This is a genomic window from Dyadobacter pollutisoli, from assembly GCF_026625565.1.
Taxonomy (GTDB): Bacteria; Bacteroidota; Bacteroidia; order Cytophagales; family Spirosomataceae; genus Dyadobacter; species Dyadobacter pollutisoli.
Map to the genome: position 1 here is coordinate 5,919,448 of NZ_CP112998.1, position 16,931 is coordinate 5,936,378.

18 protein-coding genes are annotated in these 16,931 nt (G+C 43.3%); 3 read left to right on the forward strand and 15 right to left on the reverse strand.

Features of this window, described 5'->3' with window-relative positions:
* Positions 1 to 104: 104 nt before the first annotated feature.
* The 3 genes from ON006_RS24315 to ON006_RS24325 all read right to left on the reverse strand — a co-directional run bounded on the left by ON006_RS24315 (position 105) and on the right by ON006_RS24325 (position 3,558).
* Positions 105 to 1,343, reverse strand: coding sequence for a serpin family protein (locus ON006_RS24315; RefSeq protein WP_244822619.1), 1,239 nt, complete (start codon positions 1,341 to 1,343; stop codon positions 105 to 107).
* A 123-nt stretch (positions 1,344 to 1,466) separates the two neighbouring features.
* Positions 1,467 to 3,017 carry an outer membrane beta-barrel protein gene (locus ON006_RS24320; protein WP_244822620.1) on the reverse strand — a complete coding sequence of 517 codons (1,551 nt, stop codon included), beginning with the start codon at positions 3,015 to 3,017 and terminating at the stop codon, positions 1,467 to 1,469.
* Positions 2,989 to 3,558, reverse strand: coding sequence for an RNA polymerase sigma factor (locus ON006_RS24325; RefSeq protein ID WP_244822621.1), 570 nt, complete (start codon positions 3,556 to 3,558; stop codon positions 2,989 to 2,991). The genes ON006_RS24320 and ON006_RS24325 overlap by 29 nt, the downstream gene beginning before the upstream one ends.
* Before the next feature lie 278 nt (positions 3,559 to 3,836).
* Between ON006_RS24325 and ON006_RS24330 the strand changes: the two genes are divergently transcribed.
* The gene (locus tag ON006_RS24330) at positions 3,837 to 4,133 is read left to right on the forward strand and encodes a muconolactone Delta-isomerase family protein (protein WP_244822622.1); all 297 of its coding nucleotides are present in this window, start codon (positions 3,837 to 3,839) and stop codon (positions 4,131 to 4,133) included.
* Positions 4,134 to 4,189: 56 nt separating this feature from the next.
* Here ON006_RS24330 and msrC read toward each other — a convergent pair whose 3' ends face one another.
* A complete protein-coding gene (gene msrC, locus ON006_RS24335) occupies positions 4,190 to 4,675 on the reverse strand; it encodes a free L-methionine (R)-S-oxide reductase MsrC (protein ID WP_244822623.1) in 486 nt (161 codons plus the stop codon).
* A 170-nt stretch (positions 4,676 to 4,845) separates the two neighbouring features.
* On the opposite strand from msrC, the gene purU reads away from it, so the two are divergent.
* On the forward strand, positions 4,846 to 5,679 hold the full coding sequence (gene purU / locus ON006_RS24340; protein ID WP_255772966.1) for a formyltetrahydrofolate deformylase: 834 nt from the start codon (positions 4,846 to 4,848) through the stop codon (positions 5,677 to 5,679).
* A gap of 141 nt (positions 5,680 to 5,820) precedes the next feature.
* Here purU and ON006_RS24345 read toward each other — a convergent pair whose 3' ends face one another.
* From ON006_RS24345 to ON006_RS24395, 11 genes are all read right to left on the reverse strand, one after another.
* Positions 5,821 to 6,975 (reverse strand): 2-isopropylmalate synthase, encoded by a 1,155-nt coding sequence (locus ON006_RS24345; RefSeq protein WP_244822624.1) that lies wholly within the window; start codon positions 6,973 to 6,975, stop codon positions 5,821 to 5,823.
* A gap of 263 nt (positions 6,976 to 7,238) precedes the next feature.
* Positions 7,239 to 8,309 carry a 3-isopropylmalate dehydrogenase gene (gene leuB / locus ON006_RS24350; RefSeq protein ID WP_244822625.1) on the reverse strand — a complete coding sequence of 357 codons (1,071 nt, stop codon included), beginning with the start codon at positions 8,307 to 8,309 and terminating at the stop codon, positions 7,239 to 7,241.
* A gap of 59 nt (positions 8,310 to 8,368) precedes the next feature.
* Positions 8,369 to 9,940, reverse strand: a complete 1,572-nt coding sequence (locus ON006_RS24355; RefSeq protein ID WP_244822626.1) for a hydroxymethylglutaryl-CoA lyase-like TIM-barrel protein — start codon at positions 9,938 to 9,940, stop codon at positions 8,369 to 8,371.
* A gap of 81 nt (positions 9,941 to 10,021) precedes the next feature.
* Positions 10,022 to 10,618, reverse strand: a complete 597-nt coding sequence (gene leuD / locus ON006_RS24360) for a 3-isopropylmalate dehydratase small subunit (protein ID WP_244822627.1) — start codon at positions 10,616 to 10,618, stop codon at positions 10,022 to 10,024.
* Between the two features lie 60 nt (positions 10,619 to 10,678).
* On the reverse strand, positions 10,679 to 11,038 hold the full coding sequence (locus ON006_RS24365) for a four helix bundle protein (protein WP_244822628.1): 360 nt from the start codon (positions 11,036 to 11,038) through the stop codon (positions 10,679 to 10,681).
* A gap of 51 nt (positions 11,039 to 11,089) precedes the next feature.
* Positions 11,090 to 12,493 carry a 3-isopropylmalate dehydratase large subunit gene (leuC, locus tag ON006_RS24370; protein WP_244822629.1) on the reverse strand — a complete coding sequence of 468 codons (1,404 nt, stop codon included), beginning with the start codon at positions 12,491 to 12,493 and terminating at the stop codon, positions 11,090 to 11,092.
* 211 nt (positions 12,494 to 12,704) lie between these two features.
* On the reverse strand, positions 12,705 to 12,962 hold the full coding sequence (locus ON006_RS24375) for a Txe/YoeB family addiction module toxin (RefSeq protein ID WP_244822630.1): 258 nt from the start codon (positions 12,960 to 12,962) through the stop codon (positions 12,705 to 12,707).
* Positions 12,953 to 13,159, reverse strand: a complete 207-nt coding sequence (locus ON006_RS24380; protein ID WP_244822631.1) for a DUF2683 family protein — start codon at positions 13,157 to 13,159, stop codon at positions 12,953 to 12,955. Before ON006_RS24380 ends, ON006_RS24375 begins: the two co-directional genes overlap by 10 nt.
* Positions 13,160 to 13,246: 87 nt before the next feature.
* A complete protein-coding gene (locus ON006_RS24385) occupies positions 13,247 to 14,095 on the reverse strand; it encodes an AraC family transcriptional regulator (protein WP_244822632.1) in 849 nt (282 codons plus the stop codon).
* A gap of 5 nt (positions 14,096 to 14,100) precedes the next feature.
* Positions 14,101 to 15,360 carry a threonine ammonia-lyase gene (gene ilvA, locus ON006_RS24390; protein ID WP_244822633.1) on the reverse strand — a complete coding sequence of 420 codons (1,260 nt, stop codon included), beginning with the start codon at positions 15,358 to 15,360 and terminating at the stop codon, positions 14,101 to 14,103.
* On the reverse strand, positions 15,357 to 16,214 hold the full coding sequence (locus ON006_RS24395) for an AraC family transcriptional regulator (protein ID WP_244822634.1): 858 nt from the start codon (positions 16,212 to 16,214) through the stop codon (positions 15,357 to 15,359). The genes ilvA and ON006_RS24395 overlap by 4 nt, the downstream gene beginning before the upstream one ends.
* A gap of 85 nt (positions 16,215 to 16,299) precedes the next feature.
* Here ON006_RS24395 and ON006_RS24400 point away from each other — a divergent pair, with 85 nt between their 5' ends.
* A complete protein-coding gene (locus ON006_RS24400) occupies positions 16,300 to 16,860 on the forward strand; it encodes a short chain dehydrogenase (protein ID WP_244822635.1) in 561 nt (186 codons plus the stop codon).
* Positions 16,861 to 16,931 lie beyond the last annotated feature (71 nt).

Below are 16,931 nucleotides of genomic sequence, written 5' to 3' on the forward strand. Positions count from 1 at the left end.
ACGATAACGCACCCCGAAAATGCCGTAACTAACGGCATTTTTTATTTTTGATTTCTTTAATGGCTAATAGATAGAACTGACGAGTCAGTCATTGAAATTCCTTTTTACTTGCTGTACGGGTTTTTGATTCTTCCCATAAACAAAATCGTGTTGGACGTGTTTTCACTGATCACCAGTGCGAACGGTCTGTCACAAATGTATCTCGGACCTTCCGGGCCAGCCGATGTAAGGCCAATCCCGATGGTCGTCACGGCCGCAGCCTCGGTTCCCTGCTCGTCGATGCCCAGGTATGCATCCTGTTTTACAAAATCGACGAATAAATCCGCAGTTTTATTGATTTTACCAAGTTCTGCTGCATTTGTAAATACTTTTTGAATACCCATTTGCTCCAACGTCTTGTTCAGCTTTCCTGAATAGTCCAGCTTAAACCGCGGGAGACCCACCGTCACAGCTGCTTGCCTTAACCCAGTTGATTGCAAGTCATTCCATTGTGAGGCTGTGAATTCTTTCAGTACCTGATCTATTGTATTTTGACCACTTGGTATCAGCAGCGTCATATTGAACTGCCCGTTGGCGTAAGGCAATCTCACCGCATTATATTTTGATGTGCTGGCAACATTAAAGTCAGACTTCGCATACATCATTTTTACATTCTTATCCGAACCGTTTTCCAGTTTGAATGATGCATCCAGTGTTTTCTTACTATCAAACTGAGTTTTCCAATCGCCTTTGAAATACAGCGCATTGAGCAGGAACATTACATGTTCGGGACTGATCTGGTCGATTACCTTGGTGATTTTTCCTTTGGTTTTATCATTCGCCCATTGATTGATTTTGTCTTTGGCCGCATTGTCAAAAGGAAGCCCGGTTACTTCTGCATTGAAATCATTTTTCAACACATTCTGAAAATCTGATTCAACCTGAAAACCACTTTTGTACCAAACTGAGTTAGCCAAACCCAGACTTACTTTTGAATCTGCAACCGGTAAATCGTTGATGAGCGTTTTGTAGGCATTGTTCAGATCTGAAATAGAAACCCCTTCCATTTTGAGTGTTTTCAGGATTTCCTGAGCAGTTCCATTCTCAGCGCCGTTCAACAGCATCCCCAAAGCCATGTGCAGGCTCAGTGGCGACACGAACAAATTGTCATTAGCTGGCTGGGTTTCTTGTAATGTGTGAAGAAAATCGAAGGCAAAGGCAGTAGTCCCCTCTGAAACACCCGTTGGAATGCTAACCGGGTTAACCTCTACGTCGGGACCAACATTACCGTCATTGGTACATCCAAACAAGAGGCCTGCCGAGAGAACAGGTACTATTAAGGATCGTTTAAGAATTTTATTCATGGCTAATAAATGTTAGAGCATTCTCTCGAAACAAATAGTCAATCACTATCTAGTCCCTCAAATAAATCTACATTAGTTAGATTCAAAAAGCCGCCCGATGGTTGGAAAGCCTTTTATATTATTTCAAAAAGAATAGCGCACACCCCACGCCACTCCATACAAATAAGGATGTGATTCGAGGCTTTGATTCGATCTGAAACCGGAAGTAATCGCCTTTTGATATGATCCTGTCAAACTGGCTTTCCATTTGGTCGAAAGCTTGTAATTCAGTCTTAAACCGGTGGTCGCAGACCAGTTTGTGGTCCTATAAATCTCATCATTGGCTGTTGTCGTAATAATTTCACCCGACGCTGATTCCAGTTCATTGGTCAGGAAAAAATTAGCCGACATTCCGCCCAGAACCGAATAGCTCAACTTTTTATCAGGATTAACCGTAAATCCCGCCTGAACCGGTAGCTGCAAATATTGATAATTGTTACTTACTTTCTTCGCAACATCAATGTAAAGCGCTCCATTGTTGACAAAGCCCGCAGACTTATCGGAACCAGGATTGGGGCTTGCTGCCAAACCTGCCAACGCATCTTCCAACACATTGGATGATTGGCTATTATAGGCACTTAACACATATCCACCTCCTATATAATCCGAATTCCCTTTCAGATAGCTGACACCCAGCTCAACGGACCAATGTTTGGAAAGTCGCATCCCTCCTTGCGTCTGGACGGCGTAGGACACACCCGATTCGCTTTCTCCCGACACAGATTTTTTGTTCGCTACCGATTGATTGGCAAACGCCATCGGCGCTTCTTTTAATTTCAGATCCGGGTTAAATGACGCCGGCATCAGGTTCAGGCCTGCCCAATATTCTTTCTGTTTCGATAATTTGACCGGTTCTTCTGATTTAATGTCCGGACGAAAGAATACATATCGTTTTTGTACATGCACATCCAAATCACTGTAAGGCAATGCCGCCAGAGATTCAGCAGCGATATTCGACTGCTGCGTAGCTTTGGCTGATACATTCTCATTGGAAGCAATTTTCGCCTGATTGGGCAGAATCTGATCAGCAGCAGGATTTAATGCTTTTTGATCTGCAAATGATTTGTCAGAAACTTTAACATTCTCCCCCGCAGACCGGGTAACGGCAAGCTTTTGATCTGCTACTGCCGCAGCAGATTGGCTTGCAGCGTTCCCTTTTAACTTCGCCGCTATGCTATTGGCGTTCTGTGACTTACCTTGATGAGCAATTTCTACATCTTGCTTCGTTACTTTATTCTCTATAGCCTTATTTCCAGCAGAATTCTTCGCAAGTTGAGCGTTTTCTGAAATTACTTCAGGAGCATTGGTCTTAGTTTCAGGCAAGACTTCCTTTTCAGTCACAGCCTTTTCAGCATGATGAGTTGCGGCAATACCGGTATTGGCCGCATCGTTTTTGACACCCGAATTATTATTATACCAGATTCCTCCACCTACCATTAAAATGGCCGCAATAGAAGCCGCTGCATACCAAACTTTGCTGGATTGCCACCAAAGCGGAAGTATTACCCCTCTCTTGTTACCTTCATCAAGGCGCGCCTCTATTCCCTCCCAAACGGATTGAGGAGGTGTTTCAGAGGCTTCCTTGAAAGCCTTTCGCCACTGATCTTCAAAATTGTTTATTTCGGACGGATCCATCGTCAAATCTTTTTTCCTTGTTCAATTTTTGTTGAAGTATCCCCCTTGCCCGCGCATACTGCGACTTGGAGGTTCCTTCGGAAATGCCCAACTTTTGAGCGATTTCATTGTGCTGAAAACCTTCAATTGCATATAAATTGAAGATCGTCTGGCAGCCCGGAGGCAATTCCTGGATCAGTTCAAGCAACTGCTGCATCTGAAAATTGCCGAGCGTAATCTCTTTGTCGGCAATTCCATTATGATGGATATCAATATCATCCAGGTCTTTCCAATATTTCTGCTGTCTCAAATGATTCAGCGCTGTATTCACTACAACAGAACGCAACCAGTACTCTAATGGGCTATCGTTCCTGAAAGAATCTATATTTTCGTAAATTTTAATAAACGCATCTTGTAAAACATCTTCTGCATCTGTACGGTTTTTGGTATATCTAAGGCAAATAGCAAACAACTTACCCCCAAAAACATCATAAAGTTGCTTCTGGGCGATGCGGTTGCGCTGCTTGCAGCCTTTCACCAATTCCTGTTCGTTAAAGGTCATCCGAAGTTTAGGGGTGCTTCGTTCGGTTTAGTGTTAAAAATCAGCACCGCTATCCCAAAGATAAGTGAATACTGCCTGGCCAGGCACCGGACCGAAATCCTGAGCGCTCTAATTCGTATAGGGTATGACACGTTCATGATCAGAATGGTTGGAAAATGTCCGAAGGTTTTATTAAATATTTAGTACATTACTTGCAGGAACTAATCAGTGGTACATATCCTTTTAATACAAGTAATGTAAAATGTAAGGTATTTTTGAACACCTAACTTCTATCGCCCATGAGCCAATATATGGTTGAAATACAGCTTCCGGCTGTCATGTCGGAAGATTTCACAGCGAAAATACCTGCTCAGAGAAAAAAGATTAACGAGTTGATGGAGCAAGGCAGACTAATGTCTTATGCCTTGTCCGATGATTACGCCAGACTCTGGTGCGTGGTAAGAGCTGAAAGTGAATTTGAAGTAATGTCACTTGTCTCGGAGTTTCCTTTGATTGATTATATGGACCCCAAGATTTCAAAGCTGATGTTTAATAATGTTGTTGCCCTGAGGTTACCAATGTTTTCATTGAACTAATAAATGACCTTATTTTTTGAACCTCACTAATATATTTTAGTGGGGTTTTTATTGAACTACAATTTTCTTTCAATCAGTTTGATAATCCTTTGCAGACCAACAGCGTCTGCTTCGCTGAAATCATCCAGACGATCGCTATCTACGTCCAGTACCATGGCAACTGTGCCATTCCTGTGAAAAACAGGCAGCACAATTTCTGATTTGGATGCTGAACTACATGCAATGTGCCCCGGGAACTGCTCTACGTCAGGCACTATAATGGTTTCCCGCCTGCTGTAACTTGCCCCGCAAACACCCTTATGAAACGGAATTCTGGTGCAGGCGATCGGCCCCTGAAAAGGCCCAAGTACCAACTGTCCTTCTTTTACAATATAAAATCCGACCCAGAAAAACCCGAAAGCCTCTTTGAGCGCAGCCGCTACATTAGCCAGATTTGCAGTCAGATCACTTTCTGTTTCAACCAATGATTGAATTTGTGGAAACAACACATCATACAATGTCCCGCGATCCGTATCTGTTGGAATTAATAATTCTTCTGCCATTTCAATGATTCTTTTATTAGCATGAGAAACACCAATGTGCAGTAAATAGTTACATGCTAGCCTAAAAACAATATTGACTTTAAATACTACCCGTAAAATGCCCCGACTGAGTATATTTGGTGCATAGTTGCATTGCGATTTTCAATTGTCATTCCCAAGATTGCTTTTTAATGGTTCAAAGACATATTTTACTCATGGACGGCCCCGATCACAAGGGCCTGATTTATCTGGTAACCAAGATACTTTTCGCTCATAATCAGAATATTATAAGCAATGACGAATATGTGAGCCCGTCCAAATACTTCTTCATGAGGACGGAATTTGAGGGTGAGGCTGATGTTACTGAGCTATTGCAAACGCTTCAAGCCGAGCTACCTGCCGGACTAAACCTTCGCATTAATCCCAAAAAAGGCAAGGATATCGTTCTACTGGTCACCAAAGAGCATCATTGTCTCGGTGAACTGCTGATCCGGTACGCATTTAACGAACTGGACGCGACTATACTGGCGGTTATTAGTAACTACAATACATTACAGCCACTGGTTGGTAAATTCGGGATACCTTTTCATTTCATTTCACATGAAAACAAAACCCGCGAAGAGCATGAGGAAGCTATTTTGAGAACGCTTGACGTATACCGGCCCGAATATCTGGTACTGGCCAAATATATGCGCATTATCACGCCTGAGTTTGTCAATCATTTCCCCAATAAGATCATTAATATACACCATTCATTTCTTCCCGCATTTATCGGGGCAAACCCTTACCGGCAAGCTTACGAAAGAGGGGTGAAAATCATTGGTGCAACTGCCCATTTTGTCAATAATGATCTGGACGAAGGGCCAATCATTGCTCAGGACGTAAAGGCCGTCGATCACAAGCAGACTGCGTCTGATATGGCAACTCTGGGGAAGGATACAGAAAAAGCGGTTTTATCGAAGGCGTTGAAGCTCGTTTTTAACGATCGTGTCTTCATTCACAACAACAGGACGATTATCCTTTAGGCAAGAAAAAAGCCCTTAGTCAGAATCACCGAGGGCTTTTTGCAATCTGATGGATGTTATTGAATATGTAATGTTACAAAAAAATCTTTAAAACATCAAATTCAGATTCAAGGGGTTAACTAATTCTAATGATATTCTAATTCAGACAGGAATAGCCGTCCTGGCAAGATCAACAAGATCTGCATCGTTCACCTCTTTCTTCAAATCAGCTACCTCCAGAAACCTTGTGTAAAGTTCATCCAAGGCAGTTTTATCAAAACTGAACCCTAAAAGTTCAAGGCGATGCTTCAATGCATGACGTCCGCTTCTGGCCGTCAAAACGATGTCTGATTTATCTACACCCACATCATGCGGGTTCATAATCTCGTAATTCAATGTATTTTTCAGGAAGCCGTCCTGATGTATCCCCGATGAATGCGCAAATGCATTACGGCCCACAATCGCCTTGTTGGCCTGGACCGGCATACGCATCATTTTGGAAACAAGCTGGCTGGTTGGATATATAAACTGGGTATTAACACCCGTTTCCAAACCAAGCTCTTTATGAACCTGAAGTGCCATCACTACTTCTTCCAGCGAAGTATTTCCAGCGCGCTCTCCAATACCATTGATTGTAACTTCCACCTGACGTGCCCCCTGGTTGATTCCCGCAATTGAGTTTGCAGTCGCCAGACCGAGATCATTATGGCAGTGAATGGAGATAGTCGCTTTATGAATGTTGGAAACGTTTTCAAATATATACTTGATCTTCCCACCGTATTCGTCAGGCAAGCAGTAGCCGGTCGTATCCGGAATGTTCACAACCGTTGCACCTGCACCAATAACAGCTTCAACCAATTGAGCAAGAAATACAAGATCCGCACGGCCTGCATCCTCGCAGTAAAATTCGACATCTTCTACTTTCGATTTCGCATACTTGGTAGCCGAAATCGCTCTTTCAATGATCTTTTCGCGGGTCGTATTGAACTTGTGCTGAATATGAATATCCGAAGATCCGATACCTGTGTGAATCCTTCCTCTCTGCGCATATTGCAGCGCATTTGCAGCCGCATCTATATCCCCCTGTACCGCACGTGACAATGCACAAATAATAGGTTCGCGCACTGCTTTTGAAATCTCTACCACCGACCGGAAGTCACCAGGACTTGATACCGGAAAACCGGCCTCAATAATATCCACCCCTAGCTTTTCGAGTTGCTTGGCTACAACAATCTTTTCTTCCGTGGTTAATTGGCTGCCTGGTACCTGCTCGCCGTCTCGTAAAGTTGTGTCGAAGATTTGAACTCGATTACTCATTGGTGGGTATTAAAATTTTAATGGAAGACGAATTTAATAATTTTCAAACAATATAAAACCCTTTCCGGATTAGAGAAAGGGTTTGGAACGAATCAAAACATAACCTTTCCCGTTATTACGGAATTAACAGAATGAGAAGATTTAGGTTTCTATCGAGTGCGTTCATTTTGTGTTTGCGAAAATTCGCTGGCCGCGAGTTTCTTCTGCAAAGAAAACATAAGTTTTGCTTTCAACAAATATAATTTGGCAAAACTTGCTGTAAATTATATTCTTTTTAAAAGTTCAATACCAGCAGCTTGCGTGTTCAGGATCAGTTCGGCAGGAGTGCTTGCATCGGCAATATCCCGGGTTCTGAAACCATCTTTCAGCAATTTGTCAACTGCCGAAATAATCGCATCCGATTCTTCCTTCAGACCAAATGATATATCGAGAAGCAAAGCAGCTGAAAGTACTGACGCTAACGGATTTGCAATTCCCTTTCCGGTAATGTCATGGGCCGATCCGTGAATCGGTTCGTATACGCCGGTACTGTCCCCAACAGAGGCAGAAGCCAGCATACCCATTGAACCTGCGATCTGACTTGCTTCGTCTGTAAGAATATCTCCGAACAAATTGGCTGTTACAACCACATCAAAACGGCGTGGATCTTTGATCAGCATCATCGCCGCAGAATCTACAAACTGATGTTCAACTTCGATATCAGGATACTCAGGAGCAAGCGCCTGGATCACCTCACGCCACAGGCGGCTGGTTTCCAAAACATTTGCCTTATCTACCGAACACAATTTTTTGCCACGGGTACGTGCTGCCTCAAATGCCTTACGACCAATGCGCTCCACTTCGTACCTACTGTATTCAGCTATATCGAATGCTGTATTATTATCATTTTTCCGTCCTTTCTCTCCGAAATAAATGTCTCCTGTCAACTCACGGAAGAAAAGAATATCCGAACCTTTCAGAATTTCAGGCTTGATAGAAGATGCTCCCAATAATTCGTCGAACAACTTGATAGGACGTAAATTGGCATATAATCCCAGCTCTTTACGCATTTTCAGCAGCCCTTGTTCCGGGCGTACTTTCGCAGTAGGGTCATTATCGTATTTTGGGTGACCCACCGCTCCGAAAAGGATTGCATCCGATGCGCGCATCTTTGCCAATGTTTCATCAGGAAGCGGGTTACCTGTTGCTTCGATCGCAACGTGTCCCATCAATGCTTCATCGTAGCTGAATTCATGGCCGAATTTCTCAGCAATTTTTACCAACACATTCTTTCCAACCTCTGTTACTTCTTGTCCGATTCCGTCTCCCGGAACGATTAGGATATTCTTCTTCATTAAGTGGTTTTGATTGATAATCAGTAAAATAAAACATTATCCGGGTTGAGGCCCGGATTTCATAAAGCATTAACCAAAGGAGGTTCAGGTTTTAGCGCTACGCTGTCCGGAATGCCAATCAGGTTGAGCATTTTTTGAGTCGCCATAATCGCTGAAACTGTCTGATCGGAGTCAAGGCCGCGGGTTTTTACTTCTTTGCCGTTGATCTCCCAGGTAATAATGGTTTCGCAAAGGGCATCCGTTTTTCCCCCTGGCGGAATCCGTACCGCATAGTCGGTCAGCATCGGTAAGCTGATCCCTTTCAGACAATATATCTTTTTGAGCGCATTCATAAACGCATCATACTGACCGTCTCCCTGCGCACTTTCCTCAAAAACTTCGTCTCCGAACTTGATCTGCAGCGTTGCAGAAGGTTTCAGGTTCTTGGAATGGGTCAGCACGTAGTTGACGATCACTACCTTTTCCTCAATGGCATTACTCGCCAGAACATCAGAAATAATGTAAGGGAGATCCTCAGGAGTTACAGCTTCTTTCCTGTCGCCCAGTTCAATAATCCGCTGCGTAACCTTTTTCAGGTCCGAGTCCGACAAATATATTCCCAGATCACGCAGGTTATTCTCGATATTGGCCTTTCCAGAAGTTTTGCCTAGTGCATACAGACGTTGTCTGCCAAATCTCTCGGGCATTAACTTACTGAAATACAAACCATTCTTTTTGTCTCCATCAGCATGGATACCAGCAGTCTGTGTAAATACGCTCTCTCCGACAATGGGCTTGTTGGAAGGAATCCGTATCCCCGAAAACGTCTCGACCAGCTTGCTGACCGAGTAAAGCGATCGCTCATTAACGGAGGTTTTGAATTCCGGCATCAGATCGTTCAAAACAGCGATTGTGCTTGCCAGAGGAGCATTTCCAGTTCTTTCACCCATTCCATTCACCGTTAGATGAAGGCCATGAGCACCTGCACGCAATGCTTCCATCACGTTTGCCACACTCAGATCGTAATCGTTATGGGCATGAAATTCAAAATGATGGTTGGGATACTTGTCCACGATCGCCTTCACAAATGTGTAGGATTCCGAAGGGGTCAATATTCCTAATGTATCAGGAAGAAGAATTCTCTTCACAGGCTGGGTTACCAGAAAATCCAGCGACGCAAAAACGTAGTCCGGAGAATTCCGCATACCATTACTCCAGTCTTCCAGGTAAACATTACAATCGATTCCTTTGGACTCGGCCAGTTCAATTACAGCCCGAATGTCTTCAAAATGCTCCCGAGGGGATTTCTTTAACTGGTGAGTCAAATGGTTTAGCGAACCTTTCGTCAAGAGATTCATCACCTTCGCTCCCGACTGCAGCATCCAGTTGATAGACTGTTCTCCATCGACGAAGGTCAGAACTTCGATTTTATCTAAAAAACCATTCACTTTCGCCCAGTCCGTGATTTTCTTAACTGCCTGAAATTCACCTTCCGACACCCTGGCCGAAGCGATTTCAATGCGGTCAACTTTCACTTCCTGAAGAAGGATTTGAGCGATTGTTAATTTTTCTGACGCAGAAAACGACACTCCGCTGGTTTGTTCACCATCCCGAAGCGTCGTATCCATTATTTCAATATAGCGACTAGTCATATGCGGCTGTCGGCATTCAGCTGCCGGCTATCGGCGATTCAGTATAAACCGAGAGCCGAAAGCCGATAACCGATAGCCAGATTAATATATTCTCTCTGCTTCGAACTCCTTAATTTCTCCCTTCATGGCCTGCAGATAGTCGATATCATCGAACCCATTAGTCATGTTATGCTTTTTGTAACCATTGATATCGAATGATTCCGATTCACCCGAGCCGAGGATTGTAATGGTCTGTTCTTCCAGATTTATCTCAAATTCTGCATTAGGATCTGCCTCGATAGCAAGGAAAATTTTGTCCAGGAACTCAGGACTCACCTGCACCGGTAAGATACCAATGTTCAACGAGTTACCTTTAAAAATGTCTGCAAAGAAGCTGGAAACAACGCAACGGAAACCATAATCGTAAATGGCCCAGGCAGCGTGCTCGCGACTTGACCCGCTCCCGAAATTGTGACCGCCTACCAGGATTTTTCCTGAATAGATAGGGTTGTTCAATACAAAATCCTGTTTTGGAGTATCATCTCCATTGTAACGCCAATCGCGGAAAAGGTTGTCTCCAAATCCTTCGCGCTTAGTCGCTTTAAGAAAACGTGCCGGGATAATCTGGTCGGTATCAACGTTTTCAATCGGCAAAGGAACTGCCGTACTTCTTAAAACTGTGAATTTATCGTAAGCCATGTTAATTGGCTGTCGGCTGTCGGCTGTCGGCTGTCGATCTTTTGGATCTTCACCTTAACCTTAGACTTCAGCGTTTAGTTTTTTAATTAAATGGTATAACTGCTTTTTTATCGATACAATCTCGATTTGAATCGGATCATAACTTCGTTCATTTAAATATTCAAGATCCTTCGCGAGTAACATCAGATATTCGATTTCCTGACACGATCCAAATGAAATTCCAAGAAATCTTGCAAAATCCTTTTCACTAGCCTTTCCGCATCCTTCACAAATATTAGTTGGAACGGAAACAATCGCTCGCCTTATTTGCGATACTAAGCCAAATTTCTCTTCATTTGGAAATCGGGCAGTTATCTGGTAAAGTTCAAGAACTAACCTATGGCTTTGTTCCCAAACCGCATACTTGCGAAAATCTCTCATATATCAGTGTGTGTAAAAATCTCGACTGCCGAAAGCCGACAGCCGAAGTACTCAAAGAAGCTCTCTTGGATCCGTTACTACTCCGGTTACGGCTGCTGCTGCTGCTACCAACGGGCTAGCCAGAAGCGTACGGGCACCGGGGCCCTGGCGACCTTCGAAATTCCGGTTTGAAGTACTTACTGCATATTTTCCTGCTGGTATCTTGTCATCATTCATGGCAAGACAAGCCGAGCAGCCTGGCTGGCGAAGCTCAAATCCCGCCTCAGTAAGGATATCCAGGATACCTTCTTCTTTAATCTGTGCTTCAACGATATGTGACCCCGGAACCACCCAGGCCGTAACGTTATCTGCCTTTTTACGGCCTTTTACGATTGATGCGAATGCGCGGAAGTCTTCAATGCGTCCGTTTGTGCAGCTACCAATGAAAACGTAATCTATTTTCTTGCCTAACATGGATTCATTTTCATGGAAACCCATGTAGCTCAGCGATTTATCATAAGTTGACTTACCGCCTTCAACCTGATCGGAAGTAGGAATCGATTTTGAAATTCCCTGGCCCATTCCCGGGTTGGTACCGTAAGTAATCATTGGCTCAATGTCCGCAGCATCGAAATGGTACTCTTTGTCAAAAGTAGCTCCTTCGTCGGTTTTAAGCGTTTTCCAATAAGCCAACGCCTGATCCCATTTCTCTCCTTTTGGAGCCTGCTCACGGCCATTGATATATGCAAATGTGGTTTCGTCGGGAGCGATCATACCACCGCGTGCCCCCATTTCGATACTCATGTTACAAACCGTCATACGGCCTTCCATGCTCATATTTTCAAAAACATCACCTGCATATTCCACAAAATATCCTGTGGCACCAGCTGTGGTCAGTTTTGAAATAACATATAATGTAACATCTTTTGGAGTAACACCTTTGCCCAGTTTACCGGTAACATTTACACGCATTTTCTTAGGCTTAGGCTGCATGATGCATTGCGAAGAAAGCACCATTTCAACCTCAGAAGTACCAATTCCGAATGCTATCGCACCGAAAGCGCCGTGGGTAGAAGTATGAGAATCACCGCAAACGATGGTCATTCCAGGAAGCGTAATACCGTTTTCAGGTCCTACTACGTGCACAATTCCGTTTCTGGCATGGCCCAGGCCCCAATGTGAAATTCCGTATTTCAATGAGTTGGTTTCCAATGCTTTCAGCTGATTCGCAGAAAGCGGATCGGCAACGGGAAGGTGTTGGTTAATAGTAGGAGTGTTATGATCCGCAGTGGCAAATGTGCGCTCAGGATACATTACACCAATGTTTCTGCTTTCCAGTCCTAGAAAAGCAACCGGGCTGGTTACTTCGTGGATAAAATGACGGTCAATAAAGAAGACATCGGGACCATCAGCGATTTTACGGACAACGTGTGCGTCCCACACTTTGTCGAAAAGGGTACTAGCTTGATTACTCATTTTTTATAAATTAAAATTTCGCCTCTCCAAGACTGGCCTTAAAGAATCAATCAAATGATGTACTGCTTCTTTAAAGGAGTATTGAGAATACAAATTACCACAAATTCAAGCGAATAAGTATAACGGTAAAGGCTCAAAAAGTAGTGATTTTGGTTTGAACGTGCAGTTTGAGCGAAAATTGGCACTTGCGGGGTTGGTGCTGGTTAGATTCTCAATAATGCCCTTTCAAAGAATGAATAAAAATCGTTCCGTCTCTCACTTCATAAACTAAACGATGCTCCTGATTCATCCTTCTTGACCATAGGCCAGAAAGCTCATGTTTAAGCATCTCTGGCTTACCAATGCCGTCGAAAGGCGTTTGTTGTACAGATTGGATTAACAGAAGTATCTTTTTGAGAATAGATTTATTACCTGATTTAACCCAGAAATCCAGATGTTCCTTGGCCTTAGGCGTGTAAATTATTTGCATAGACCTTCCAGGTCCTCGAGAGTCATTGGAATTCCCTTTCCATCTTTTAAATCTTGCTTCCCTTTTGCGATCATCGCAACGAACTCAGGGTCATAAGGTTTTTCTTGTGTTTCAAAAGACATTTTCAAAGCCTTAGCAACAGCTTTTAAGGCATCCAACTTTTCCTGACTGTCAGAGCGAAATATCAGCGTTTCCATGAATTTTCGATTTTTTGAACGTATAAAGTTAAGATTTTCTCCTTATTTCTTTACATCAAACACCTTGCAATCAGCTTGAATGTTAAGTCATCCCTGCCTCTTAGGTGTCATCCCAAACTTCTCTTTGTAGGTTTTTATAAAATGAGAGACGCTCTCATACCCGATCTCTGTACTGATTTCAGAAACATTTTTGGTACTGTTCCGCAGCAGAAAATCCGCATAATCCAGTCGCTTGTTTTTCAGCCACGATGCAGGGGAAGTATTGAATTCGTCCTGAAAATCCCTTTTAAATGCGGAAAGACTGCGTCCGGAAAGTCGGGCCAGCTCGTTTAATGTCAATGGTTTGAGATAATAACTGTTCATTAAAAATGACAGATCTACTTTTTCACCTTTATACAAACTGTAAAGAATGGCGCGAAGCTGCCGCGAATTGTCGAGTTCCAGCAAATGCAAAAGCAGCTCTTGAAATTTTAGTCGAAGAAAATGGTTTTTCAGTTCTGTTCTGGACCGGAAATAGGGGAACACTGATTGAATGAACTTTTCAAAGTTATCATCCGATTTCAGGATCAGGATCGGATTTTCAAGAATGGTAGTGCCTTCCTGCGGATCAAAAAGTTCGGGATGCAGGCCGACAAATTCCTTCAATAGTTTTTCGTCGAAAAAGAAGACCAGGCTTTTGTAAGACTCATTGATTGACTCCGACATTAAATAAAAACCACGCTGAATAAACAGGATATCCCCTTTTTCAACATGTACTTCCTGTGTCGGGCTAGTGAATTTCTTCTCCCCCTCCAAAACAACAATCACCGCGTGCTCTTCAAAGAACACGTCATATTTCGATGGATACACTTCATTGCGATAAGCAACAAAGGTCATATCCTGAATCTTCAAAGATTCAAATTCCTGTGAGCTGATATCGGAGGGAACTCGTAACATACTTTCTAAACCATAAACTGAAACAAATCCGGCTGATCATTCAGGTATTCATAAACGATCCTGTTATCATTCATTCGTTCGATCAATGGCACAAAATCTTCCCGATTCTTTAACTCGATCCCTACTAATGCTGGCCCTTGTTCCCGGTTTGTCTTTTTAACATACTCAAATCTGGCAATGTCGTCGTTTGGCCCGAGTACATTCAAAAACTCCCGGAATGCTCCGGACCTTTGCGGAAAACGGATGATGAAATAATGCTTCAACCCTTCATAAAGCAGCGACCGTTCCTTGATCTCCTCAGTCCGGGTAATGTCATTATTGCCTCCGCTGATCAGCGCGACCACATTCTTGCCTTTTATTTCATCTTTGATCAAATCCAGAGCAGCCACCGTGAGTGCGCCGGCCGGTTCTGCTACGATCGCCTCTTCGTTATATAATTGCAAAATCGACGAACAAACTTTCCCTTCCGGAACGAGCAGGATCTTGTTCAGACTCTTACTGCAAATTTCAAATGTAATGTCCCCTGCGCGCCGCACTGCTGCCCCGTCCACGAACTTATCAATGTGATCCAGCGTGACCACATGCCCTTCGGCGATCGATTTTTGCATCGTCGGAGATCCTTCCGGTTCTACGCCTATCAAATGTGTTTTGGGCGAAAGCTGCTTGAAAACCGTAGAAATTCCCGATGCCAATCCACCACCACCGATCGCCATCAACAGATAATCAATCTTAAAATCGGCATCCTTGAAAATTTCCAGCCCCACCGTTCCCTGGCCCTCAATTACTTGCAAATCATCGAAAGGATGCACAAAAATCGCGTGGGTACTGTCGCGATATTCCATTGAAGCGTGGTAAGCATCGTCATAAGTATCTCCCACCAAATGAATCTCTATCCATTCCTGACCAAAAAGCCTTACTTGCTTCACTTTCTGGGCCGGAGTGGTTGTAGGCATAAAAATCGCCCCTTTTACTTCCATTTTCCTGCATGCATATGCAACGCCCTGCGCGTGGTTACCTGCACTGGCGCAGACTACCCCGCTCGCAAGCTCCTCCGCACTCAGGCTGGCCATTTTGTTGTACGCACCACGGATTTTATACGACCGGACAGTCTGCAAGTCTTCCCTTTTCAAATAGATATTCGCCTGATACTGCTCCGATAAATGCGCATTGTAAAATATAGGAGTATGATTTATAATGCCCCTGAGTCGTTCGGCAGCGAGGAAAATGTTGTCGAGTGTAGGAGCAGTTTGTGGGGATGACGTCATGATTTACTAGTGTTAAGGAGCTGTATTTTTCTGAATTCGGATGGGTTCAGCCCTTTGTATTTTCTGAATAGCCGGTTCAAATGACTTTCATCCGTAAAATTAAGTTCATAAACGATTTCATTGATTCGCATGTCGCTATGCAAAAGTCTCGTTTCGACCATTCTTAGTTTATAATTGATAATGTACTGTTTCAAAGTTTCGCCCGTCTGCTTCTTGAAATATTTACCAAGATAGGTCTGCGAAATCCCTAAATGTGCCCCAATTACATCAATTTTCAGGTTTTCAGGGCTAAAAATATTTTCCTGAATGTAATGCAGAATGTCAAGTACCGGCTCTCCCGTGGTCTCTTTGATATTCTTCGGCAGCTTCAATGCAATGTTCCGCGCTACGACCAGTATAATCGTATTCACGATCTGTTCCGTTATTTTGGAATGATATAGCTGCCGGTTATTATCCTCCTGCATAATGCTTTCCACCAGCGACGCAATCAGCGGTTTATCGATCCGGTTCTTCAATATACATCCCGGTCTGTGGCTCGCATTATGCAAAATAAAATCCATCTGCTGCCCCCAATCCGTTTCACGCCTCTCTTTAATGTAGGAACTGTTGAAACTCAGGAAAAAAAACTGTGAGGAATTCGCGATGTCAAACGAATAAGTATCCTGTGGCGTGATCAAAAACAAATTTCCTTTCCTGTAATTGAACCGGTGATTGTTGAGATATTGTATCCCCGTCCCTTCCACAATGTAAATCAGCAGGAAAAAATTATGCTGATAAGTACGCTTGGGAAAAATGGACAACTGTCTGAATTCAAATTCAAAAGGCTGGTGTAAAACGCTTTTGGCCTGTGACATCAAAAGTACAGAATTAGTGATTTTTTGTACAAAAGTAGCGATTCAATATTTGTATAATTTTGCCTTGATCAAAAAATCTTAACGTATGAAAATCTTAATAATAGGAGCCAGTGGCATGATTGGCCGCATATTGCTACCGGAATTGCAAAAAAAGCATGAAATCATTACAGCCGGGAGAAATAGCGGCGATATCAGGGTTGATATTTCCTCTTTTGCTTCCATTGAAAACCTTTTTAAAGAAGTAAAAGAACTGGATGCCGTGGTTTGCGTCGCCGGTACTACCTTCTCTGGGCCCATTCAAAATGTTACAAATGAACATTTAATCTCAGGCATACAGAATAAGGTACTCGGGCAAACGGGCCTGGTTATCGTCGGGCAGCATTATCTGAATGATGGTGGTTCTTTTACGCTCACTCCGGGTAAAATGGGCGAATTGCCTGCCCCTCAAAATACAGTGAAAGCACTCGCCAATGGTGCAATCAACAGCTTTGTAACAGCCGCCGCAATGGATTTGGAAAGAGGCATCAGGATTAATGCTGTAAGTCCGGGACTCGTTTCCATTATTCCTCCTCAGGATGTTTTGAACGCCTATTTCCACAGCATTGAAGGCACCGCGTCTGGGGAAATTATCAAACTTGGTTACTAAAATCTTAACGATATCACTAATGAAAACAATGTCACTTCTCTTCTTGATAATCACAACTATTTGCCAAACTC